At 44.7% G+C, this 24266-nt stretch carries 24 protein-coding genes; 16 read left to right on the top strand and 8 right to left on the bottom strand.

The features are described from left to right. Positions 1–26: 26 nt before the first annotated feature. The 3 genes from aroE to hemF form a co-directional block, all read right to left on the bottom strand. The gene (gene aroE / locus ACX17N_RS06270; protein WP_458891693.1) at positions 27–815 is read right to left on the bottom strand and encodes a shikimate dehydrogenase; all 789 of its coding nucleotides are present in this window, start codon (positions 813–815) and stop codon (positions 27–29) included. A 114-nt stretch (positions 816–929) separates the two neighbouring features. Further along, positions 930–1121 (bottom strand): hypothetical protein, encoded by a 192-nt coding sequence (locus ACX17N_RS06265; protein ID WP_458891692.1) that lies wholly within the window; start codon positions 1119–1121, stop codon positions 930–932. A 224-nt stretch (positions 1122–1345) separates the two neighbouring features. Then, positions 1346–2293, bottom strand: coding sequence for an oxygen-dependent coproporphyrinogen oxidase (gene hemF / locus ACX17N_RS06260; RefSeq protein WP_458891691.1), 948 nt, complete (start codon positions 2291–2293; stop codon positions 1346–1348). Positions 2294–2525: 232 nt separating this feature from the next. Between hemF and hemN the strand changes: the two genes are divergently transcribed. After that, entirely contained in the window at positions 2526–3896 is a 1371-nt protein-coding gene (hemN, locus tag ACX17N_RS06255) for an oxygen-independent coproporphyrinogen III oxidase (RefSeq protein ID WP_458891690.1), read from the top strand. A 52-nt stretch (positions 3897–3948) separates the two neighbouring features. On the opposite strand, the gene ribA is transcribed toward hemN, so the two are convergent. After that, complete coding sequence (gene ribA, locus ACX17N_RS06250; protein ID WP_458891689.1) at positions 3949–4551, bottom strand: GTP cyclohydrolase II; 603 nt, start codon at positions 4549–4551, stop codon at positions 3949–3951. A 302-nt stretch (positions 4552–4853) separates the two neighbouring features. On the opposite strand from ribA, the gene dxs reads away from it, so the two are divergent. The 8 genes from dxs to ACX17N_RS06210 all read left to right on the top strand — a co-directional run bounded on the left by dxs (position 4854) and on the right by ACX17N_RS06210 (position 13644). Next, positions 4854–6761 (top strand): 1-deoxy-D-xylulose-5-phosphate synthase, encoded by a 1908-nt coding sequence (dxs, locus tag ACX17N_RS06245; protein WP_458891688.1) that lies wholly within the window; start codon positions 4854–4856, stop codon positions 6759–6761. A 116-nt stretch (positions 6762–6877) separates the two neighbouring features. After that, positions 6878–7708: an inositol monophosphatase family protein gene (locus ACX17N_RS06240; protein WP_458891687.1), complete on the top strand. Its 831-nt coding sequence runs from the start codon at positions 6878–6880 to the stop codon at positions 7706–7708. Between the two features lie 439 nt (positions 7709–8147). Continuing rightward, a complete protein-coding gene (locus ACX17N_RS06235; protein ID WP_458891686.1) occupies positions 8148–10031 on the top strand; it encodes a DEAD/DEAH box helicase in 1884 nt (627 codons plus the stop codon). Between the two features lie 401 nt (positions 10032–10432). Then, on the top strand, positions 10433–11251 hold the full coding sequence (locus ACX17N_RS06230) for an ABC transporter ATP-binding protein (protein ID WP_458891685.1): 819 nt from the start codon (positions 10433–10435) through the stop codon (positions 11249–11251). Beyond that, positions 11248–12027, top strand: a complete 780-nt coding sequence (mlaE, locus tag ACX17N_RS06225; protein ID WP_458891684.1) for a lipid asymmetry maintenance ABC transporter permease subunit MlaE — start codon at positions 11248–11250, stop codon at positions 12025–12027. The genes ACX17N_RS06230 and mlaE overlap by 4 nt, the downstream gene beginning before the upstream one ends. Then, on the top strand, positions 12027–12695 hold the full coding sequence (gene mlaD, locus ACX17N_RS06220; protein WP_458891683.1) for an outer membrane lipid asymmetry maintenance protein MlaD: 669 nt from the start codon (positions 12027–12029) through the stop codon (positions 12693–12695). The genes mlaE and mlaD overlap by 1 nt, the downstream gene beginning before the upstream one ends. A 16-nt stretch (positions 12696–12711) precedes the next feature. Further along, a complete protein-coding gene (locus tag ACX17N_RS06215) occupies positions 12712–13347 on the top strand; it encodes an MlaC/ttg2D family ABC transporter substrate-binding protein (protein ID WP_458891682.1) in 636 nt (211 codons plus the stop codon). Between the two features lie 36 nt (positions 13348–13383). Continuing rightward, positions 13384–13644 carry an STAS domain-containing protein gene (locus ACX17N_RS06210; protein ID WP_458891962.1) on the top strand — a complete coding sequence of 87 codons (261 nt, stop codon included), beginning with the start codon at positions 13384–13386 and terminating at the stop codon, positions 13642–13644. A 98-nt stretch (positions 13645–13742) separates the two neighbouring features. Here the strand turns inward: ACX17N_RS06210 and ACX17N_RS06205 are convergent, their stop codons facing one another. After that, entirely contained in the window at positions 13743–14756 is a 1014-nt protein-coding gene (locus tag ACX17N_RS06205) for a magnesium and cobalt transport protein CorA (protein ID WP_458891681.1), read from the bottom strand. A 154-nt stretch (positions 14757–14910) separates the two neighbouring features. On the opposite strand from ACX17N_RS06205, the gene ACX17N_RS06200 reads away from it, so the two are divergent. Together ACX17N_RS06200 and ACX17N_RS06195 are read left to right on the top strand one after the other, a co-directional pair. Then, the gene (locus ACX17N_RS06200; protein ID WP_458891680.1) at positions 14911–15510 is read left to right on the top strand and encodes an LOG family protein; all 600 of its coding nucleotides are present in this window, start codon (positions 14911–14913) and stop codon (positions 15508–15510) included. Next, a complete protein-coding gene (locus ACX17N_RS06195) occupies positions 15510–15911 on the top strand; it encodes an NUDIX hydrolase (protein ID WP_458891679.1) in 402 nt (133 codons plus the stop codon). Before ACX17N_RS06200 ends, ACX17N_RS06195 begins: the two co-directional genes overlap by 1 nt. A 34-nt stretch (positions 15912–15945) precedes the next feature. On the opposite strand, the gene ACX17N_RS06190 is transcribed toward ACX17N_RS06195, so the two are convergent. Together ACX17N_RS06190 and recG are read right to left on the bottom strand one after the other, a co-directional pair. Then, on the bottom strand, positions 15946–16584 hold the full coding sequence (locus ACX17N_RS06190; protein WP_458891678.1) for a ComF family protein: 639 nt from the start codon (positions 16582–16584) through the stop codon (positions 15946–15948). Then, positions 16571–18616, bottom strand: coding sequence for an ATP-dependent DNA helicase RecG (gene recG, locus ACX17N_RS06185; protein ID WP_458891677.1), 2046 nt, complete (start codon positions 18614–18616; stop codon positions 16571–16573). Before recG ends, ACX17N_RS06190 begins: the two co-directional genes overlap by 14 nt. Before the next feature lie 34 nt (positions 18617–18650). Here recG and ACX17N_RS06180 point away from each other — a divergent pair, with 34 nt between their 5' ends. The 4 genes from ACX17N_RS06180 to ACX17N_RS06165 all read left to right on the top strand — a co-directional run bounded on the left by ACX17N_RS06180 (position 18651) and on the right by ACX17N_RS06165 (position 20336). After that, positions 18651–19460 (top strand): SDR family oxidoreductase, encoded by an 810-nt coding sequence (locus ACX17N_RS06180; RefSeq protein WP_458891676.1) that lies wholly within the window; start codon positions 18651–18653, stop codon positions 19458–19460. A gap of 115 nt (positions 19461–19575) precedes the next feature. Continuing rightward, positions 19576–19803: a DUF6500 family protein gene (locus ACX17N_RS06175; RefSeq protein ID WP_241626563.1), complete on the top strand. Its 228-nt coding sequence runs from the start codon at positions 19576–19578 to the stop codon at positions 19801–19803. A 22-nt stretch (positions 19804–19825) separates the two neighbouring features. Next, on the top strand, positions 19826–20188 hold the full coding sequence (locus ACX17N_RS06170; RefSeq protein WP_458891675.1) for a hypothetical protein: 363 nt from the start codon (positions 19826–19828) through the stop codon (positions 20186–20188). Next, positions 20172–20336, top strand: a complete 165-nt coding sequence (locus ACX17N_RS06165; RefSeq protein WP_458891674.1) for a hypothetical protein — start codon at positions 20172–20174, stop codon at positions 20334–20336. The genes ACX17N_RS06170 and ACX17N_RS06165 overlap by 17 nt, the downstream gene beginning before the upstream one ends. 147 nt (positions 20337–20483) lie before the next feature. Here the strand turns inward: ACX17N_RS06165 and plsB are convergent, their stop codons facing one another. Then, entirely contained in the window at positions 20484–23066 is a 2583-nt protein-coding gene (gene plsB, locus ACX17N_RS06160) for a glycerol-3-phosphate 1-O-acyltransferase PlsB (protein WP_458891673.1), read from the bottom strand. A 293-nt stretch (positions 23067–23359) separates the two neighbouring features. On the opposite strand from plsB, the gene ACX17N_RS06155 reads away from it, so the two are divergent. After that, the gene (locus tag ACX17N_RS06155; protein WP_458891672.1) at positions 23360–24232 is read left to right on the top strand and encodes an acyl-CoA thioesterase; all 873 of its coding nucleotides are present in this window, start codon (positions 23360–23362) and stop codon (positions 24230–24232) included. Positions 24233–24266: the final 34 nt, after the last annotated feature.

Below are 24266 nucleotides of genomic sequence, written 5' to 3'. Positions count from 1 at the left end.
AGGGGTATTTAGGCAAGCTTAGAGGCTTAGAGAAAATCTTTTAATTCTGGCTTGACCCCATTCCAAATGAAAAAGGCTTCAATCGCTTGACCGACCAGCATGCCAAAACCTTCTGAAGTCGGCACACCGCGAGCCTTGGCTTGATCGAGAAAGCTCGAGGGTTTGCCATAGGCCATTTCATAGGCATGCTGGAATTGCAGTTGTTCAGGCAGAATTAATGCTTCACCACTGAGGCTGGCAGATGTGGCATTAATCACCAAATCAAACTCACCGCTGAGATCTGTAAGCGCGGTTGCGCTGAGTTCTGCTTGAGGGACATACTGCTGTAAATCAGCAACCAATTGTTCTGCACGCGCTAAGGTCCGGTTGGCAATCACAATTTTCTTGGCACCGGCTTGCACCAATGGATAGATGACCCCTCGTGTCGCCCCGCCAGCACCTAAAATCAGAATACGACTGTGCTGCAGTGACCAACCTAGGGCATGAATGGCGTCTACCAGTCCTTGACCATCGGTGTTATCGCCATACAGTTTTCCATCCTGCATCCACAGGGTGTTGACGGCTTTAGCCATTTTGGCGCGCTCAGTCAGGACCTGACATTGTGCAAAGGCTTGTTCTTTGAAGGGCACAGTCACGTTCATCCCACTGCCACCGTGCGCAAAAAAGTCCGTGACGCTGGCTTCAAAACCATCGAGTGGGGCTAAACGTTTGCTGTAGTGCAGATCTATGCCCGTTTTTTCTGCAAAAGCATGGTGCAGCTCTGGGGAGCGAGACTGCTCAATAGGATTCCCGATTACGGCAAACTGTTTGCTCATCACACAAGTTCCAGTGGAGAAATATGCAGCACTATACGGCAATTTAACCGGATGCTAAAGTCTTGGGGGCTTGGATGGCTGAGTGAAAGACAGACTGGAATTCACCTGCTGTGTTTAAGGGTTACAGATGTCTTGTACCAGATCAATTAAAAATAAGAATAGCACGATGACTAACACCATCCCCGCCAAAATCGTGATACTGAGACTCAGATGATCGCTCAGTGCATATTCATAGATCAGATTAATACTCAGTGCGGCACAAAAGGTGCCAAGCATCGTCCAGAACAGCAGTGTTTTTGATTGCATTGTTTTAATCATTTTAAAAACCTAAAAGTAGTAAAAGGGGCTACTGCTCATCGATCTTTATCTTGAATTCAGCTCACCTGTGATAATGCAGTGTAATCGAATTCTGGTCTAGGTGCCGTGAAAAGCTGTAAACGAAGATGTCTGTTTAGTTCAAATAAGGTATCCGGCTTGCAAAAAAAATAGCCACTTTGTAAGGCATGGCTATTTTTTTAGAGGATGGTGATTTATTTGGGAGCGAGTTCGCTTAACCAGTCATGAGGTTTTAAATAGTATTCACTCAGGCGTTGTTCAGGGCTGTCTTGTTCCCATTCTGGGCGATAAGACCATGCTGCCAGATTAGGCAGGCTGACCAAGATGGACTCAATTCGTCCGCCCGTTTGCAAGCCAAATAGGGTACCGCGATCATAAACCAGATTATATTCGACATAACGACCACGACGGTACAGCTGGAATTCGCGTTGCGCTTCAGTATAGGGTTTATCCTGATTTTTTTTGAAGATCGGGAGAATTGCCTCTAAGTAGCCATTACCGACGGCTTGAATATAGTTAAAACAAGTGTCAAAGTCCCATTGATTCAAGTCATCAAAAAATAAACCACCGACACCACGCTGTTCATCACGATGTTTGAGATAAAAATAATCATCACACCATTGCTTGTGTTGTGCATACACTTCGCTGCCAAATGGGGCACACAATTCAGCGGCTGTGTTATGCCAAGCCCAGACATCTTCATCATTCGGATAAAATGGGGTTAAATCGAAGCCACCCCCGAACCACCAGATCGGGTCTTGTCCTTCAGGTTCCGCGACAAATAGCCGGACATTGGCATGCGAGGTCGGCACATTCGGATTTTTTGGGTGAATCACCAAGGATACCCCCATGGCTTGCGCTTTAGCCCCTGCGATGGACGGATGGCGTTCAGTCGCAGAAGCGGGCAGCTTGGAAATATTGATATGCGAGAACATCACCCCGCCTTTTTCAATGACCGTACCATTTTGCAAAACGCGGGAACGTCCGCCACCGCCTTCTGGGCGTTGCCAATCATCAATCACAAATTCAGCAGTTCCACCACCAGCGCGTTCTTGTTGTTCTAGGCTGGCACAAATACGGGCTTGTAAATCGAGGAGAAACTCACGAACACGTTGAATATCGGTGGACGTTGGATGTTGCATCTCAACCCTCTAAAGAAAAATGAAAGACGGATTAACATGTACCATAAATTTATAAAAAACTTAAGGTTTTTTTCTTAAGTGGCTCTGCTAGGCTCAGGGTTGCTGCTGCAGTATCTGTCTGATCTGACAGCGATTATTCCGACTAAAAGGCTAGGTTGAATTCTCGGGACAAGCTCCGCACAATAGACGGATACAGCGTGTTGCTACAGGCAGAAACTCAGATAGGGCGTCTATGACTCAAGCCAGTTCACTCATTCAAAAATACAATGTTGCAGGTCCACGCTATACCAGTTATCCCACTGTACCGTATTGGCAAGAACAAGACTTTCGCTTGGCTGCGTGGAAACAAAGCTTAAAACGGGCATTTGATGAATCGAATGCGCGTGAAGGGATCAGTTTATATATCCATCTGCCATTTTGCGAAAGCTTGTGTACCTTCTGCGGTTGCCATAAACGCGTCACTAAAAAGCATGAGATGGAACAGCCTTATATTCAGGCGCTACTAAAAGAGTGGGATTTGTATTGTGAGTTATTGGTTGATAAACCGATCATTAAAGAAATTCACTTGGGTGGTGGCACACCCACCTTCTTTTCGGTCGAACATTTGACCCAGTTGATTCAAGGACTTTTGGCGCAAGCTGACATTGCCGAAGAATATGAATTTAGTTTTGAAGGGCATCCTAACAATACCACGCGCGAACATTTACAAGCCTTGTATGATCTTGGCTTCCGCCGGGTCAGCTATGGGGTGCAAGATTATAACGAAAAAGTCCAAAAAGCCATTCATCGCATTCAGCCTTTTGAACATGTGCAACAGGTCACCGACTGGGCACGAGAAATTGGCTATACCTCTATTTCGCATGACTTGGTGTTTGGTCTGCCTTTTCAGAATTTGACAGATGTACTGCACACCATCGAGCAAACCAATAGTTTAAGACCAGATCGCTTGGCATTTTACAGTTATGCCCATGTCCCTTGGATTAAAGGCAATGGGCAACGCGGTTTTAAAGATCAGGATGTGCCAAAAGATGAACTGAAACGTCAGCTCTATGAAGAAGGCAAGAAAAAGCTGATAGCTCAGGGTTATCATGAAATTGGCATGGATCATTTTGCCTTGCCACATGACAAGATGTATCAAGCTTTTCAGCAAGAAAACTTACACCGTAATTTTATGGGCTATACCTCATCGAAAACCCAAGTCATGATTGGCTTAGGGTTATCATCGATCAGTGACAGTTGGTACAGCTTTGCTCAAAATGAAAAGACCTTAGAAGATTATTATGCGCGACTGGAACAGAATGAAATTCCGGTCTACCGTGGGCATATCCTAAGCGATGAAGACTTGGTGATTCGGCAGCATATTTTAAATTTGATGTGTACCTTCACCACCTCGTGGCAAGACCTTCATTTAGCTTTTCCTGAGTTGCCACAAGTGCTAGCACAATTAGATGAAATGCAACAAGACGGCTTATTGCAAATCGCTGCTGATCATATTCAAATTACCGAGCAGGGGAAGCCTTTTGTGCGCAATATCTGCATGGCTTTTGATTTACGCCTGAGTCGTAAAATGCCGAATAATCGGATTTTCTCGATGACGATTTAAAATTTGAACGTTTGGGGATTCAGCAATCCCCAAAAGCTTGCGCAAGGATGACTTAAAAGTCATCCTTTTTGTACATGTGCGCCATGCGTTCATGTTTGGTTTTTAAATACTCTTCATTGAAGGGATTTAATCCCACCGTGAGTGGTACACGATCAATCACATTAATGCCAAGATCAGTTAATGCCTTAATTTTTAATGGATTATTGGTCACTAAACGGACTTCTTTCACATTCAAATGATCCAGCATGATGCTGCACATATCGTAGCGGCGCGCATCTGCAGGCAAGTTCAGCATGAGATTGGCATCAACGGTGTCATGTCCTTGATCTTGCAGGGCATAGGCACGAATTTTGTTGGTAAGTCCAATACCGCGTCCTTCCTGACGTAGATATAAAATCACGCCTTGTCCGACGTCATTAATCAGTTTTTGCGTGGCTTGTAGCTGAGGTCCGCAATCACACTTTAATGAGGCGAACGCATCGCCTGTCAAACATTCGGAGTGAATACGCACCAATACTGGACCCGTAGGTGGTGTATCGAGTCCTTTAGAGAGCGCCACATGTTCTTCACCTGTTTTCGGATCTTGGAAGACCGTAATTTTAAATTCACCAAAAGCAGTGGGAAGGCGAGAAGTTGCGACAAATTCTATAGGCACTGTTTAACCCGTTACATAGTTTATAAATTGACTAAAGTATAGCGTAATGCTTGGACATTAGTAGAATAGTGAAGCGGAAATTGTACGCAAGATTTTCTTTTTTGTAGAAAGCGAACGATAATAGTTGATAAATAGTTAGATTATTCAGGATAATCTACGCACCAAAAAACGCCAATTGAGTTTTATACTCAAGCATGCATCGCCAGAAATGTGGCTGATTGAAGGTGATATCATTCGACTATGATCGAGTAACCCATTTACCTAGCTTAGGATTTGCCAGGCTTTAGAAGGCTTTGCCACATATGTTGTATACAGAAATTCCAACTCAACGCCCTGTCACACCGTTGCTGGATACGATAGATCATCCACAACAACTTCGTTTGCTCGCGCGTGATCAACTACCACAAGTGGCGGATGAGTTACGTCAATTTATTTTGTATGCAGCTGGACAAAGCGGCGGACACTTTGGCGCAAATCTAGGTGTGATCGAGCTCACGGTAGCGTTACATTACTGTTTTAATACCCCAGAGGATCGTTTAATTTGGGATGTGGGGCATCAGGCCTATCCACACAAGGCCCTCACAGGACGCCGTGAACAATTAACCACAATCCGTTCCAAAGATGGCTTGGCGGCTTTCCCTGCGCGGGAAGAATCAATCTTTGATACCTTTGGTGTTGGACATTCCTCGACGGCAATTTCGGCAGGGCTGGGTATGGCCTTGGCACGCCGTTACCAACAGAATCCTTGTGAAGTGGTGGCAATTGTTGGGGATGGTGCCATGACTGCGGGCATGGCATTTGAAGCCATGAATGATGCGGTCGCGCATAATGCCGATCTGATCGTGGTCCTGAATGACAACGACATGTCAATTTCTTGTAGCACAGGTGGTTTTGCCAAGCATTTGGCGGCGATTTGGGAAAGTGGTCAGTCGGTGCATATTTCAGAGCAAGGTGAAGCCTACATACAACCGCATCCTAAATGGTCGTACAACTCACGCTTGCATCAATCGGCAACTGAAGCAGCGGATAACTTATTTAAAGCCATTGGTTTCGATTATTTTGGCCCCTTCGATGGCCACAATGTCAAAGAGTTGGCACAGGTCTTTGAAGCGTTGAAAAAACGGACTGGTCCACGTTTGATTCATGTCTATACCAAAAAGGGCAAAGGGTTTGCGCCTGCTGAAGCCAACCAGATTAAATACCATGCCATTACCAAAATAAATGCCAAGGCTGCCCCTCAGACCGCACCGAAGTACTCAGATGTGTTTGGTCAGTGGTTATGTGATGAAGCGGCACAAGATGCACGTTTGTTGGCGATTACACCAGCCATGTGTGAAGGCTCAGGCATGGTGAAATTTGCCCAGCAATATCCGAAACGTTTCTTTGATGTGGCGATTGCGGAACAACATGCAGTGACCTTGGCTGCAGGTATGGCTTGTGAAGGCTTAAAACCGGTAGTCGCGATTTATTCGACTTTCTTGCAGCGTGGTTATGACCAGCTTATTCATGATGTGGCTTTGCAAAATCTGGACGTGACCTTCGGTATTGACCGTGCTGGTTTGGTTGGTGAAGACGGACCAACACATGCAGGGGCATATGATTATGCCTTTATGCGTACGGTACCGAATATGGTGATTATGGCACCGAAAGACGAAAACGAATGTCGCCAAATGCTACATACCGCCTATTTGTATCCAGGACCAGCTGCGGTGCGTTACCCACGTGGCAATGGCTTGGGTGTGGAAATTCAGCAGCAGTTGACTGCGCTGGACATTGGTCGTGCAGAAATTGTTTTGCAATTGAACGAAGCAGCTGAGGAGCAGATCAGCATTCTGGCCTTTGGTAGTCGTGTAGCGGCCTCTGTAGAAGCAGCACATACACTTGCACAGCAACTCGAAGTGGGAGTGCGTGTGGTGAACATGCGCTTTGTGAAACCGCTCGATGAGCAGATGCTATCCAGCCTAGCAGAGCAAACACAATTGTTTGTGACGGTTGAAGAGCATGCGGTCATGGCCGGTGCTGGGAGTGCCGTCAATGAATATCTGGCACAAGCACAAATCGTTAAACCCATGCTGAATTTAGGCTTGGCCGATAACTTTATGCATCAGGCAACGCATAGTCAGATGTTGCAGCAGGCAGGCCTAGATGCACAAGGTATTGTAAAATCAGTAGAATCGGTCTGGTCGAAGCTTGTACAAAATGTAAGCTAAACTCCAGCTAAATTTTCGAAACATTTTTTCCCTAAAAGCGCTTATATTTGTTAAGATATAAGGGCTTTTATGCATTATTCTTTAATCAATCTCTTCATATTTGTAGTGGGTGTTCAATGGAACCTATGGTGGTGATGGCTGCGCGTGCGGCTCAAACAGTCGGTCAAGAGCTTTTAAAAGCGCATCAAAATCGTCATAAACTTGATCTACAAGTCGAAGAAAAAGGAATTGATGGTCCGGTAACGCGTGTAGACCGTTATTTGGAACAATTGACCATCGATACACTACGTAAAAGCTATAAAAACCACAGTTTCCTTGGCGAAGAATTTGGAATGCAAGAAGGTAAAGGTCACGATGCCGATTGGTGTTGGGTGATCGATCCGCTAGATGGCACACTGAACTTCGTAAACGGCTTACCGCATTTCTGTATTTCAATTGCTGTGCAACATAAAGGTGTCACTCAACACGGGGTAATTTATGATCCTGTGCGTGATGAGTTGTTCTCTGCAAGTCGTGGTCGTGGTGCCATGATGAACCAACGTCGTATCCGTGTAAACGTGAAAGACAGCCTAGAGAATACCTTCTTGGCTGTGGGTCATGCTTACCGTGCTAAGCGTAATGGTGCAATTGTTTCTTATGCGAAAAACCATTTCGAATCGTTATTGAACGTGACTGAAGCAGGTGCGCAATATCGCCGTGCTGGTTCTGCTGCATTAGATCTTGCTTATGTGGCGGCTGGTCGTTATGACGGTTATTTCGAATTGGGTCTTAAGCCTTGGGATATCGCAGCAGGCGAACTGATTGTGAAAGAAGCAGGTGGTACTGTGGTCGATGCGCGTGGTGGTAGCGACTCTATGGAAAATGGTCAAGTACTTGCATGTTCAATGAAAATGCTTAAGCCATTAATGCAGGCCGTTGTGCCAGCATGGGGCGAAGCAGCCAAGTAATCGAATGCTTGCGTGATCAAGTCATGACAAAAAAAGCTCTCAAAATCTGAGGGCTTTTTTTTATACAATTCCATGCCTTAATTGCATCTTTGAATAATATTTTGTAAAAAAATGGTAAAAGTCGATTAAAAAAGGTGACTTTTAAAAATATGCTGTTATAATCTCGCCACGCACTTAATTTCTGTTCGTTACCTGAACATTTCTCTTCTTATCATTGTGTATGCGCGTGCGGTCCATAGAGAGGACGATATCTCGCGCCCCAATCGCTAAAGCGATTCCTTCAGGTTATGCCGTAATCATGCGTGCGTTATATCACATCGTCGTTACTCGGATCGCCGCTGATTCTAAAGATTGTCAGCGTATATTGCTGTACCGCTTTTTGTCGATGTCCATTTGACTTTATTTTAATGGAGCACCCAGTTTTCGGGTGAAAAACTCTATGAGCAAAACTTTTGCTGAATTTCCTTTACATGAATCGTTACAACAAGCTTTACAAAGCCTAGGTTTTACATCACCTACGCCTGTACAGGAACAATCGATTCCTGCTGCTTTAGAAGGTAAAGACCTTCTTGTATCAAGCCAAACAGGTTCAGGTAAAACTGCAGCGTTCTTACTTCCAACGTTAAACGCACTTGCAGGCCAAGAGACTTTCGTTCCGTTCAAAGAACGTATGAAAGCAATTACTCAACCGAATATTTTAGTTCTTTGCCCAACACGTGAGTTGGCGCAACAAGTGAGCCAAGACGCAATTGCATTTGTACGTCACATGAAAGGTGCACGTATTGCTGCGATCATGGGCGGTATGCCATTTGGTAAGCAAATCCAACAGTTAAAAGGTGCGCAAGTTGTTGTTGCAACACCAGGTCGTTTACTTGACCTTGTGAACCGTCGTCAAATCAAACTTGATAAAGTTGACGCTCTAATTGTTGACGAAGCTGACCGTATGCTTGACCTAGGTTTCTCTGAAGACCTAGAAGCAATTAGCGATCTTGCTGCGAACCGTAAACAAACCTTAATGTTCTCTGCAACTTTTGCACCACGCATCATTACGCTTGCTGAACGCATGATGAATGAACCTGAGCGTATTGCAATTGAAACAGGTCACTCAACCAATACAGACATCACTCAGACTTTACACTGGACTGATGGCTTTGAGCACAAGAAAAAACTTTTGACTCACTGGTTGAGCGAAGAAGATCTTGATCAAGCGGTTGTATTTGCATCTACACAAGAAGATACAGATATGTTGGCTGAAGAACTTGCTGAAGCAGGTCACTCAGTTGTTGCACTTCACGGTGCAATGCCACAAACAGTTCGTAACCGTCGTTTACGTAGCATTCGTGAAGGTCGTGCGAAGATCTTAGTTGCGACTGACGTTGCAGCACGTGGTCTTGACGTACCAACAATTTCTCACGTAATTAACTTCGGTCTTCCAATGAAGAACGAAGACTATGTACACCGTATTGGTCGTACAGGTCGTGCGGGCCGTACTGGTAAAGCGATTACTTTAGCGACTTACCGTGAACGCGGTAAAATCCGTGCTTTAGAAGATTACTTAGATGCACGTTTAGAAGTATCTGAAATTGAAGGCCTTGAGCCATCTCCACCTCCTGCACGCGGTGGTCGTGATGGTGGCGGTCGTGGCCGTGATGGCGGTGGTCGTGGCCGTGGTGGTCGTGATGGCGGCCGTGGTGGTTTCGGTGGTGGTCGTCGTTTCGAAGGTGAGTCGAACTTTAAACGTCGTGAAGGCGGTGAAGATCGTCCACGTCGTAGCTACGATGACAAACCTCGTGGTGATCGTCCATCATTTGGTGGTGAAGATCGTCCACGTCGTGAGTTTAATAATGATCGTCCACGTCGTGAAGGCGGTTTCGGTGATCGTCCACAACGTTCTTTTGATGACCGTCCAAAACGTGATTTTGGTGATCGTCCAGCGCCACGTCGTGAAGGCGGTTTCGGTGATCGTCCGCAACGTTCTTTTGATGATCGTCCAAAGCGTGAATTCAGCTCTGATCGTCCACGTCGCGAAGGTGGTTTCAACGATAAACCACGTTTTGATTCGAATGATGACAACCGTGGTAACCGTGTAGATTACAAACCACGTCGTGAAGGTTCTTTTGGTGACCGTCCAAAACGTGATTTTGGTGATCGTCCAGCGCCACGTCGTGAAGGTGGTTTTGGCGACCGTCCACAACGTTCTTTTGGTGATGATCGTCCTAAGCGTACTTTCGGTGGTGAAGACCGTCCTAAGCGTGAATTTAATTCAGATCGTCCACGTCGTGAAGGTGGTTTTGATCGTCCACGTCGTAAATTCAACGACTAAGTTCGATACTCTAAAAAAACCAGCGCAATGCGCTGGTTTTTTTATGTTTGGTCATTTTGTTTATTGTTTAAAAAATGTATACTTGGTCAAATTTCTGTTGAAATATGACAAATATGAACAACAATATACAACAACAGCCCGTGTTAGTGTTCTCGTTAAAAGAGGTAGTTATGCCTTATCTTGGTTTTATTCTACTGATGAGTAATCTGATTTATTTCTTTTATGCGCAATTTGTATAACGCTGTGTTCCAAATATAAGGCTGTGCCGCTCAATACCAATAATTAGAATCCTATAATTAAAAAACAAATTGCACACAGTTTACCCGACGTAACTAGGTAACATTTTATAGTTCAATCCTTTATAGTATGCGTGCTGAAAAAATGCAGGAACTTTCTCCGCTATGAATAATCAAGCACCCCTCCAAAATTCGTCTTTGATTGAGGTCAAAGAGCTGAGTTTTAAGCGAGGGGAACGAATCATTTATGACCAAGTCAGTTTGAATATTCGACGTGGTCAGATTACCGCCATTATGGGGCCATCGGGTACAGGAAAAACCACCTTGTTACGCTTAATTGGCGGGCAACTTACTCCCGAGCATGGACAGGTGTTACTGGATGGAAAAGATATTGGGCATATGTCACGACATGAACTGTTCGCGGCACGGGCGCGTATGGGCATGCTCTTTCAAAGTGGTGCCTTATTTACAGACATGAGTGTCTATGAAAATGTCGCATTTCCATTGCGTGCGCATACCCAGTTGCCAGAGCATCTAATTGCAGAATTGGTGGCACTCAAGCTGGAATCTGTCGGACTACGCGGTACAGAAAAGCTCATGCCTTCGGAGCTGTCGGGCGGGATGAATCGTCGTGTGGCCTTGGCGCGTGCAATTGCCTTAGACCCTGAATTGATTATGTATGATGAGCCTTTCGCAGGGCAGGACCCGATTGTGAAGGGGGTGCTGACCCGTCTGATCCGTTCATTGCGTGAAGCATTAGAATTGACCACGATTATTGTCTCGCATGATGTCGGTGAAACCTTATCGATTGCCGACTATATTTATGTGGTGGCTGAAGGGAAGGTGCAAGGGGAAGGCACACCTGAGCAATTACAAGCCAATGCATCGCCATTTGTGCGTCAATTCCTCACGGGGGCTGCAGAAGGTCCTGTAGAGTATCAGTTTAGTGATCAAGCATATTTGGCAGGCGAGGTTCGTGCATGAATGCTATTGCCTCATTAGGTAGACGCGTTATTCAAAGTGTTCAGGGTGTCGGGGTTGCAACGATTATGTTGCTGCAAATTCTATGCTCTATACCGACATGGTTAGGGGTCAAACTTTTTGTTTACCAAATGTACCGTGTTGGGGTGATGTCCTTGCTGATTATTTCGGTTTCGGGACTGTTCATTGGTTTGGTTTTGGGCTTACAGGGCTATTCCATCTTGGTCAACATTGGTTCAGAAGCCATGTTGGGTACCATGGTGTCGCTCACCTTGTTGCGTGAATTAGCACCAGTGGTTGCGGCATTACTGTTTGCAGGTCGTGCAGGTTCTGCACTGACTGCGGAAATCGGTTTAATGAAAGCCACTGAGCAATTGTCCAGCATGGAAATGATCGGGGTTGATCCTTTAAAACGGATTGTTTCGCCACGGTTATGGGCAGGGATCGTGAGCTTGCCGATGCTGAGTGTGATTTTTGCCGCGATTGGTATTATTGGCGGAAAAATGGTTGGCGTAGATTTTTTGGGCGTCGATGAAGGATCTTTCTGGAGTGGCATGCAAAGTAATGTGCAATTCTATAAAGATATCTTTAATGGCACGATTATTAAGAGTATTGTCTTCGCCATCCTTTGTACTTGGATTGCAGTCTATCAGGGTTATGCCTGTGTCCCGACTTCGGAAGGTATTGCAACCTCGACCACGCGTACCGTGGTGTATTCTTCGCTTTGTGTATTAGGTTTTGATTTTGTGTTGACTGCGGTCATGTTCGGAGGGGTTTAATGAAATCACGTGCAAGTGAGCTGGCCGTAGGATTTTTTGTCATTGTCTTCGGTGTTGCATTATTTTTCTTGGCAATGAAAGTGAGTGGTCTGGTAGGCACTAATTTACGAGATGCTTATCACATGACGGCCCAGTTTGATAATGTAAACGGTTTAAAACCGCGCGCAAAAGTCACTATGAGTGGGGTCACGATTGGTCGTGTCACCGATATTACCCTAGACCCCGTGACACGTTTGGCAACGGTACATTTTGAGTTGGATGGCAAGTTAACCTCATTCAACGCAGAGCAATTGAAGACTGTTGAAAACAATGCTCTGGAAGAGCTGCGCTATAGCACAGAATATAGTGAAGCAACGCCAGAGAAACAAAAAGAAATGGAACAGCAACTTATTGCGAACATGAAATCCATCACCAGCATTGATGAGGATGCTTACATAATGGTAGCAACCAATGGTCTGTTGGGTGAGAAATATCTAAAAGTTGTTCCAGGCGGTGGTTTGAACTACGTCAAACGTGGTGCAGCAATTGCCAATACGCAAGGCACAATGGATCTTGAAGATCTGATTAGTAAATTTATTACTGCAGGTGCAGGGAAGTCATCGACTTCATCCGCAGAAGCTGAAGCACCAACAGAGAAGACAGATGCTGAACCAGCATTTGTTGAATAATTGAGAGGAATTTAGAGTGAATACGTTGTTTAAACAAACACTAACGGCAAGCATTTTATCTACAATGATTGCAGGAACTGCATTTGCTGCACCAGCTGAAGCACCTCCAGCATTTATTAAGCGTGTCGCGGATGGTTTGATTGGTCGTTTACAAGCAGATCATGCCAAGCTGCAAAATAACCCCGCTGCGGTTAAGATGATTGTGCGTCAAAACCTAGATCCTTATGTCGATTCTCAGGCCTTTACCCGTATTGTGATGGGAACTTATGCGACCAATCAATATAGTACTGCTGCGCAACGTGCCAAGTTTGAAAAGAATTTCCGTGAAACACTGATTGAAAATTATGGCAGTGCTTTTGCGAAATTTAGTAACCAGACTTACACGATACGTCCTTACAAAGCGACGGGCAGTGCCAATCCAGTGGTTACCATTGATTTTAATAACAAGGGTGAGAAGATTCCAGTCTCGTTCCAGTTGGCCGACAAGGGTAGTCAGTGGAAAATCCGTAACATCAATGTGTCGGGGATTGATTTAGGTTTACAGTTCCGTAACCAGTTTGCGGCAACAGTTAAACGTAATGGCGGTGATTTAGATAAAGCCATCGCGAACTTTGAACCAGATGCAGATGCTGCGGTTAACAAGAAAAAATAAGATAGGTGCTAGGTGATTAATCTGATTGATCAGGAAATGCAGGTTGTGGGTAAAATTGATTACGCCAACGCTGAACAATATTATCAGCAAGGTTTAGCGATTATTCGACAACAGCAATTGCCTTTGGTGGTGAATTTGGCCCAGCTCGAGCATGGCAGTACTTTGGCTCTGGCGGTGTTGGTGCGTTGGTTGCGTCAAACCCCGCAGGCGCGTGGGCTGCGCTTTAAGGCCGTGCCAGAAAAAATGATGAAGATTATTCAAGCCTGTCATCTACAGGATGATTTACAGATCATCTAAAGCAAAAGCACCGCAATGGCGGTGCTTTTTTTATGTACTTCGCAAATGGGCATTCATCAAATAAACGCATATTTCTTGCGCCTAGCTTGAAAGCAGACTCAAATCCATTTTTTCCAGCGGAAGTAAATCAGCGGTCCAATAAAGAAACCGACAATAATTAAACTGACCACAATAAAACTGGTGGTGCCGTGAGCAAAAGGCAGCACATCGGTATTCATACCATAGATACTGGCAACCAACATAGGGGGTGCAAGCATACTCGGTAAAATCGAGAAGCGACGAATGGTGTCATTCTGTTCGGTGTTAATGAAGCCGGATGTGGTGTCGAGTAAGAAGCGGACTTTTTGGAACAAGAAGGCATCATGTTCCACCAGTGAGCGCACATCTTCGCTGAGCTCTCGAATATCGGCATCATAAATATGACTGCCTAAGGCGCGTGGACGGGCCAAGAAAGTCAGGACGCGACGTAAGTCAATTAAACACAGTTGTGCTTTACCTAACATATCTTCGAGTTGTGCCAGTCGGGTAATCATGTCGTCCAGATCGAGAATCTGTTCACGATGACGGTTATTCAGCACTTCTGTGGAATACTTTTCCAAGTCCTTGTGGATATCTTCCAAGATATCCGCAAGCTCATCCAGTTTGGCTTCTAATAAGCCCAATAGAACCCACGTGGGGTCTTTATAGTCAATTTCGTAGTCGTTGCGACGTGCACGGGCACGAAAAGCCCGGAATGCCACCAGTTTTTCACCACGCAGGGTAAACAGACGTTCTTTATGTAAAATAAAGGCCACCGTTTGTACCGTGGCTAAAATGCTGGCGTTGTCATCAGCTTCGCCATCCACCTGATAGTTTTTATTTTTCGTTAAAAAATAGGTACTGATATGCAAAATACCATCGTCATCACGGTAAAATCGGGCAGAAGAGGAAATGTCTTCCAAAGACTTTAAAGTCGGCAAGTTCTGGTCGTAGGCATCGAGTACCCATTGCTGTTCTTCTTGTGAAGGCGCAATCAGGTCGACCCAGACCAGTTCGGGGTGTAGATCGAAGCCTCCATTAATGGTGGCGTCTTCTAAACTACCGCGCTCTGTGGCGTAAAAGGCTTCAAGCATGGATGTCTTTTCTCCCTTGCGCAGTATGGGTTAAATCGATGGGTGTATTTTAGACAAGGATTTCATGAAAAACACTGATCGGATTGCTATTTTATGAAAAAATCTCCATCTAGTTTACTTTCGCGGCATGACAAGATCATAACACGGTGAAACAATGACACATTCTATTGCAGTTTTTTGCGGTTCAGCAGTTGGTACAGATACAATTTTTTTAGAAACAGCCCGTCACGTGGGGTGTACCTTAGCACAGCAGGGTAAAACATTGGTGTATGGTGGTGGTCGCTCGGGACTGATGGGCGTGATTGCCGATAGTGCCATACAGGCGGGTGGGCGAGTTATTGGGGTGATTCCTCATGCTTTGGTGGATCGTGAACTGGCCCATCCGCATTTAACGGAATTGCATGTGGTGAAAAATATGCATGAACGTAAAACCAAAATGTCGGAACTGTCGGATGGCTTTATTGCCTTACCGGGCGGGGCTGGCACCTTAGAAGAAATTTTTGAGCAGTGGACTTGGGCTCAGTTAGGTATTCATCTTAAGCCTTGCGCATTTTTAAATGTCGAAGGATTTTATGATGATTTGTTAAAGTTTATTGATTTAACCACCCGAAAGGGCTTTACCCATTCTCGTTTTAACCAGAGCTTAATTGCAGAAACCTCGGTTGAAGCGATTTTAGAACAATTTGAAATGTTTACCGCACCGACACCGAAATGGGGGATGTGTGAGCAACAGGATTTGGTGAAGCACGGCTGATGAAAACAATTACCGTTGCTGCTGGGATTGTCTTGAATGATCAACAGCAGTTGTTATTGGTGCGTAAGCAAAATACCGCATTTTTTATGCAGGTCGGTGGCAAGCTCGAGCCGAATGAAGCACCTGAACACTGCATTGTTCGTGAAATTCAGGAAGAAATTGCTTGTCAGGCGCACTCGTTGCAATATGTGGGGCAATTTGAAACAGCGGCTGCCAATGAGCCAGATCATGTGTTAATTAGCCATTTGTTTTGGTTGCAGTTAGATCGTGAGCCGCAGATTGCCGCTGAAATTGCAGAGATGAAATGGATTGATCTTGATGATCAGGTCACACCGTTAGCTCCCTTAACCCGAGAAATCGTGATGCCTTGGGTCAGAGAATATCTCACTTCACGTGCTTAAGATGGGAATACCAGATTGGCATATGGTATTAGGATCAGGTTCGAGCCGCAGCGATACACGCGGCTTCAACTTTACGACATCCCAGTTCAGTTAAAGCAGTGTTTAAGGCTTTGAGTGAACTGCCTGTAGTGACCACATCATCTAGCATTAGCACACGGCGATAGCGTAGCGTGTTGCTGGGGGCAATCAGAAATTGTTGTTCAATCTGATCCAGTCGTTCCAAACGGCTTAAGCCTTTTTGTGAATGCTGATGCTGACGTTGAATCGGTTGCCATACGGGGACATTCAGATGCCGAGCAAGGGCTTTGGCTAAAATCACACTTTGATTATAGCCACGCTCCGCTAAACGCTGAGTTGAAATGGGCATTGGTACAATCGCCTGAATCTGCCGATATTCCAGTTGCTGCAACATGCCGCTCAGCATGCGCTGAAAATGCAATTGTTGTTGATATTTAAATTGCTGAATCACGCGATCCAACGGGTAGGCATAATGGCATGCGACCTGAATTTCGATTTCCTGACGTTGGATGTGCTGTTTGAACCAAGGCAAGCTCTTCCAGCAATCATCACAAACACTCGCATGCACCCCGCCTGAGAGGCCACAGAGTTGGCAAGGTAATCGGGCTTGTAGCCAGTTGTGTGCAGGTGTGAGCCATGGCTTAAACATAGGCATAACGTGGCGCCTCGGGCAGCCAGCGCTTCAGCAATGCGTCGGCCTGGGTTGGGTAATCTTTCAAGATCTGCTGTGCCACATAATGGGCTTGATTAAGCAAGTGATCATCGCGTTCCAGTTTGGCGACACGAAAGCCTATATCACCAGTTTGTTTGGTGCCCAAAAGCTCTCCAGGCCCTCGAATTTCTAAATCTTTTTCTGCAATGATAAAGCCATCATTGGTTTCACGCATGATGCGTAGCCGTTCTTGCCCATTTTGCGACAGTGGATTTTTATACAGCAGGGCACAGAAGCTGGCTTTGGCGCCACGGCCAACCCGACCACGTAACTGATGCAACTGTGATAAACCGAGTCGTTCTGCATTCTCAATCACCATAATCGAAGCATTCGGGACATCGACCCCAACTTCAATCACCGTGGTCGCAATCAGCAGTTGTAGCGCATTGTCTTTGAACTGTTGCATAACGGCTTGCTTTTCATCGGCTTTCATTTTGCCATGCACCAAGCCAATATTGAGTTCGGGGAAGCGTTCCCGAATTTCTTGAAAGGTGGCTTCAGCGGCTTGGGCATCCAGTGTTTCTGATTGTTCCACCAGTGTGCAGACCCAATAGGCCTGTTTGCCTTCAGCACAATTGGTCGCAATGCGTTGCAGGACTTCTTCACGTCGATCGAGTGGAATGGTCACAGTTTGAATCGGGGTTCGACCTGGAGGCAACTCATCAATGATGGATGTATCTAAGTCACCATAGGCCGACATGGCCAGAGTCCGTGGAATCGGGGTGGCGGTCATCACCAACTGGTGCGGTGTGGTCTGCTGTGCACCTTTATTTCTGAGCGCGAGACGTTGATCAACCCCAAAGCGGTGCTGTTCATCAATAATCACCAAACCGAGTTTATGAAAGGCCACACTGTCTTGAAATAGTGCGTGTGTACCAATCACCAGTTGCGCTGTGCCTTGTTGGATCTGTTGCTCTGCCAATGCACGGGCTTTGCCTTTTTGCTTGCCTGAGAGCCATGCCACGTTCAGTCCGAGTGGTTCAAACCAGCGTTTAAAATTCAAATAATGCTGTTCTGCCAGAATTTCGGTTGGTGCCATCAGGGCCACTTGCCAGCCTTCCTCTAAGGCGTGACAGGCTGCAATACCTGCCACCAAGGTTTTACCTGCCCCAACATCGCCCTGAACCAAACGAAGCATCGGTTTGTTCTGCTTTAAATCATCAGAGATTTCTTTTGATACGCGCTTCTGGGCTGCGGTCATTTTAAAGGGCAGACCTGCCAATAACTGTTTGGCGAGGGTTTTACTGCTGGCAAAAGAGGGCGCGGCAATTTGCTGAATATAGGCGCGACGGGTCAGCAGACTAACTTGATGTGCCACCAGCTCTTCAAAAATCAGGCGTTGCTGCGCTGGGTGTGAGCCTTGGCTCAGTTGCAGCATATTGGCATCGACAGGCGGTTCATGAATATAGTGCAAGGCTTGCTGGAGATTATAGCCATTGGTGAATTTCTGCGGCAATAACTCGGGTAAATCATCACTGTGCTGTTTTAAGGCTTGTTTGACATATTCACGCAGTTTGGGTTGAGTGAGTCCATCGGTCGCAGGGTATATGGCGGTGAGTTGGGTTTTCGGTAGCGGGGTGTGTTCGGTAATCAGCTGAATTTCAGGATGATACATTTCTAAACCACGTGCACCGACACGCACTTCACCAAAGACGCGTAAACGATTGCCGACTTTGCCCCGATCGGTCAAAGCCTTGTAGATGTGATAAAAACGTAAGGTTACCTTACCGAGCTCATCATCCAGTAAAATCGCCATCGACTTACGCTTGCCAGGAGGGAAGTCGACCGATTTCACCGTGCCTTCAAGCAGGTAGCTCCGCCCAACCTCTAATTGGTTCATGGCAATGATCGTGCTACGATCTTCATAGTCACGTGGCAGATGAAACAGTAAATCATCTGTGGTGAAAATATTGAGTTTTTCAAGTAAAGCAGCAGAGGCGCTTCCAACCCCTTGCAATTGCTGGACTGCAGCCATGTCCCCTCAACTAAAGTGCGTCATTAGGTGCTAAATGCATATTTTATTTATAGGTTATGGTAAAACATCTCAACGGGTAGCTAAACAATTATTTCAACAAGGCCACCAAATTACCACAATTAGTCGTTCTGCCAAACCGCAGGATTTTGCCACGCATCTGATACAAGATATTCACCAGCTAGATTTGAGCCTGCTTGCACCTGTAGATGTGGTTTATGTATTGCTTTCACCAGACTCCAGTGATGTTCAAGGCTACCAGCAGACCTATGTCGATGCGATTCCAACCATGCTTGAGGCTTTGAAAAATCATCCCGTCCAGAAAGTCATTGTTGTGTCTTCAACCCGGGTTTATGGAGAACAGGCAGGGCAGCGCATTGATGATAACACTGAGCCAAAACCTGTGGATGCACAAGGCGAAATTCTGCGTCAGATGGAGTTACTGTGGCAAGCCGCCTATCCTGAACAAAGTATTATTATTCGACCAACAGGCATTTACGGAGCTTCGGTGGCGCGGATGATAAAACTGGCACAGCAGACCACAACATATCCGAAGATCCATTATAGTAATCGTATTCACATTGAGGATTTAGCTCGATTTTTAGCGCATTTGATTCACGTGGAACATCCAAAACGTTCCTATATTGTGAGTAATAATCAGCCGATTCCTTTGCATGAAATTATTCAATGGTTTCAGCAGCAACTCGGTTTACCTGAGTTGACCTTAGAGAGTGAGCAGCTTTCAGGCAAACAGATTTATGCTTCGAATATGCAACAGTTGGATTTTGAATTACAGCATCCAGATTGTTTTCAGGATTATTTAGCGTTGTTGGTAAAGAGTCAGTGAAGAATATTTTGTAATTTGTTGAATGAAATTTTTGGAAAATGTTCGTTGAATGTGAAAAGTAATGTAAAAGGCATTCTGGTAAATTTTTATGCTAATTTTAGGAAAAGTTAAAAATATGAGAAAAGAGCTAAGAGAACTATTTATCAGTGGATGTAATGAGAAAATTCAAAAAAAGGGAGATAGCGTGGGTTTATCTTTCTATGCCTTTTTTAAAAATAAGAATGATAATCCTGAACTTTTAATGGAAGCCGCAACTTGGTGGATCATGCAACATAAATTAGATCATTTTGAAAAAGCCGTAAAAATTAAAGCCCTTGTTTTGAGAGAGGAATCCTCCGTATAATATTTTTTGAGAAATTTTTAATATGTATCACACACAAAAGATTCAAACATTACTTAGACATGTTTGGAATCCTTCCCCTTTTTTTTCTAATCAAAACATAGTGCATATCGCTGATCAACTATATGAAATTATAGAAAATCTTGGTGATATAAATGAAATAAGTGATGTTTTAATGAATATCTCGATTAATGAGTATAATGGAAATATTTCATCAGAAAAATGTATGCAAGTAGCTACCCAAATTATAAATTTTTATGGTGGTTTACCTATCAAAACCGATTTTGGAAAAATGAGATTTTCAATAGGGCAGTATTATACTTTTTTATCATACAAGAGTATGAAAGAAGATTTAAAAATTACATTTCAATATGACTTTAGCTGGTGAAATAGTTTTAGATCCAAATGAACTTCCATTAAAGGGAGAAGAAAAACACCAATTAATCAAAGTAATGCAAGAAATTTATACTGATAGATTAATCATTAATAATGACAAAAATTCTGCATATATAAAGGAAAATTTATCTTTTAGGTAATAGATTTATTATCAATATTTTTAAATTTCCTATTAAACAATATGCCATTTAACATAATGATGATTATTCAAAAATCGATTCAAATTTTATTGTTATCTATACAGCATAGGTATCTACCAATTGTAGATACCTATGCTTTTTAAAAAATTACTTCTTCTTACGCTTCAAACGACGTTTCGCTTGTTGTGCGGCAACTGCATCTAACACCTGTTTTAGCTCTTCATCGCTAAAGGTAGTGATGTGCTGCAACATTTGTAAAGTCACATCATCCAGCACCAAATTGGCGTTTTCAGCAATATTGCTAAAGTTGCGATCAAACACAATCGAACCCTCGGCATTGGTTGCAATATAACCTTGCTGGGTCAGAACACGGATAAATCCTTGGAACAGGGCTTTATCAAAGAATTCAGGCGAATTGAATTCATATAAGACCGACAAGCGTTGACCCACCAAGTGGCTCAACTCTTCTACTTGGCGCGTTGAGATATTGCCAGAACCACGTTGTGTAATGAGTGCCAAAGTTAAGTAGTAACGTTCAAGGCTCTGCATGACAGGACCTGCCAGCACCAGTAGCTGGTTGTGATCTTCACTATTTGGCGCAGGAGAAATTAAATGTCCTTCTGCATCTTCACTGATTAATTTGGCTTGAATCAAGGCATCAGTATAAGCCGCAATTTGCGCTTTCAGACCTTCATCATCCCATTTCAGGAACAGTTCAGCTTTCAAGAAAGGATAAAGCGTGCGAATCACATTACATAAATCATGACGCTTGATGGTGCCATTGTGTTCGACCAATGCCGCAATTAATGATGGCAACACAAAGGCATGCACAATGTTGTTGCGGAAATAGGTAAGTAATACGGCCTGATTGTCTTCAATGGCAATGATGTCACCCAGCACATGCTGCACACGTTTAATCAGTTTCAGTTTCAAGCCATAGGCAATAATTTCTTTGCCAGAGAGCGGTGTAACTTGTGTACGCTCGTCATAAGGCAGTGCAGTCAGCAAGTTGCGGTAAGCATCTAACTGTTTAATGCACAGCTCTTCATCCAAGGTATGTTTTGGTGTTGCCAACAAAATCAGCGACAGCAACGACACTGGGTTAATGACTACGGCACGGTTGATGTTTTCCAAAATGGTATGCGCGGCACTGTTCACTGCATCGGACACTTCATTTGGAATTGGATCGTCATTCTTTTCAATGCGAATCTGGTCCGCACCGAAGGCTTTCAGCTTGTCATCCAAGAATACAGGTTCACCGAAATTGACATGCACTTTACCGAAGATGCGTTCAATTTTGCGTAAGGTTTTTAAAATCCCCAACACGGATTCTGCTTCTTTCGGTTTGCCTTGCATTTCGCCAACGTAGGTTGAGCCTTCCATGAGGCGCTCATAACCAATATAGGTCGGCACAAACACAATCGGCTTGGCACGGCCACGCAAGTGACTATGTACGGTCATAGCCAGCATACCTGTTTTTGCAGGTAATAAGCGGCCCGTACGCGAACGCCCACCTTCAATGAAGTATTCCAAAGGCGTGTTGCGAGATAAAATGCTGTATAAATATTCTTTAAATACCGTGGTATATAAACCATTGCCACGGAAAGTACGGCGAATGAAGAAGGCACCACCACCACGCAGTAATTGCCCCACAAATGGCATGTTCAGGTTATCACCTGCCGCAATGTACGGCACCATCAAACCACGTTTATAAATCACATAAGACAGCAACAGATAGTCGATATGACTACGGTGACATGGGGTGTAAATAATTTCGTATTCTTTTGCCAGTTCACGCACGGTACTGAAGTTATGTACTTCCACGCCGTCATAGAGCTGGGTCCATAAGCGAGTCAGTGCCATGTCGGCAAAGCGTACCGCAGAAGAAGAATAGTCCGATACGATTTCATTTAAATAGCCAATCGCACGACGTTCCGCTTCCAGCATGCTAATTTTGCTACGGATACTTTCACGACGAATTGCATCTTGCACATCTTGTGCCTTAATCAGGCTATGCATGACATTACGGCGGTCTGACAAGTCAGGACCGAGCACTACTTCGCGCTGGGCATCCAGATAGTTATTTAGACTGCTAATAATATAGGTCGCAGGCGATAAATTTGGATGGGTGGTTTTCGCGTACTGGATCAAGTCACGTAGGGATTGCGCTTCGTGGAATTCCAGATAAGATTCACGCCCATGTAAACCAATATTCACCATCTGTTTAACGCGGCTTGGGGTGGCCCATGTGTCGGTAAACAACAGCTTAAACCAAGAATCTTCTTTGTCGGGTGAGCGTCCCCACAGCACCGTCACAGGCACCAGTTCAATATCGAGTTCAGGATGCTGTTCCAGCAAGTCGATTAAACGTAATAGACGCGGTGGAAATGTGTTGGGTGGTGGATTGAGAAGGTTTTGCTCGTCATGATGTTGTAAAAACAAAATCGAAGCTTTTTCTTTATGTTCACCAATCAGCAGCGAATCTAAAGCAGCAGGCAGCTTTAAACGGCGGGTTTCACCATCGACCACCAAGGCATTACTACGCGAATAGTTTTGTAATACATAGCACACCACTTTTTGTGTTGCGCTGTTTGCAACATGGGCGTCTTCACTGCGATTAGGAGTTGTCGGGTTGCTGGGTACTTCACCCAAAATATGAGGGGTTACCACAAGGTCTAGTAGCTTGCTGGAAAGCTGACGATACATTTGACCAAAGCCACGCTTGGACATAAACACTCCTAATACGGTACGAAGCCCCAAAATGCGAAGGGGAAATGATTCTGCGTAATTGTAATCAAAAACGAGATGTCATTTTCTGACAAATTTACTACTTATGCCAAGATTCTAGCGTTAAACCACATATTTTTAGCAATAAAATTTGAAAATTACAGTGACAGCTCGGTCAATTAATCTCTAGGGGATTGGTCAAGATTTATGTAATATAGGTTTAGAGTGAATACACTATCGTCTTTCTAATCAACACCGTTTTTACCGGTGTGTATAAAATTTAAAGCGGGTCTCCTATGAATGCCTTAACTCAAGAGTTGGTTGAACTCCTTAGCCTTGAAAAAATTGAAGAGAATATTTTTCGGGGGCAAAGCCGTAATTTAGTGGGTAAGCGTGTTTTTGGTGGGCAAGTTTTGGGGCAGGCCTTACGTGCCGCATCGTATACAGCGGATCGTCCAGCGCATTCCTTGCATGCTTATTTTTTATTTGGAGGCGATGTGAATGCGCCCATTATTTATAAAGTGGATCGTTTAAGAGATGGCAAGAGTTTTGTCAGCCGACAAGTCCACGCCATTCAGCATGGACGTACCATTTTCACGGCCATGGTGTCTTTTGCACAGCCAGAAGAAGGATTGAATTACCAAATTCAGGAGCCTGACTATCCAGCACCGATGCAGGTGAAATCGGAAGCGGAACTGAAAAAAATGATGGTGGAATTTGTGCCGGAAAATGTGCGTGCCAGCTTTATGCGCGACCGTCATGTCGAGATTCGCCCGATTGATCCAGCCAATCCCTATCAGCCGCAGCCTGCTGCGCCGTCTTATGCCCACTATATTCGTACCCATGACCGCATAACGCCCGATGTGGATGAGGTTTCACTGCATCAGGCGATTGCTGCCTTTTATTCGGATTTTACTTTAATGACCACGGCATTACGTCCACATGGTTTGAGCTGGTTATCACCAAGTTTGCAGTGTGCCAGTATTGACCATGCCATGTATTTCCATAAACCTTTCCGGGTTGATGACTGGATGCTGTATGACATGGATGCTACGGTGAGTGCGAATTCCCGTGGACTGAATTTTGGGCGTATGTGGCAAAATGGCGAGTTGGTGTGTAGTACCACCCAAGAAGGTTTGATTCGGCTCAGAGAAATTGAAACGCAATAAATCACCGACCTTAAAAGCCTCTATTGAATGAGGC

The organism is Acinetobacter sp. GXMZU3951, assembly GCF_054457875.1.
This window is presented reverse-complemented; position numbering and strand designations above follow the sequence as displayed.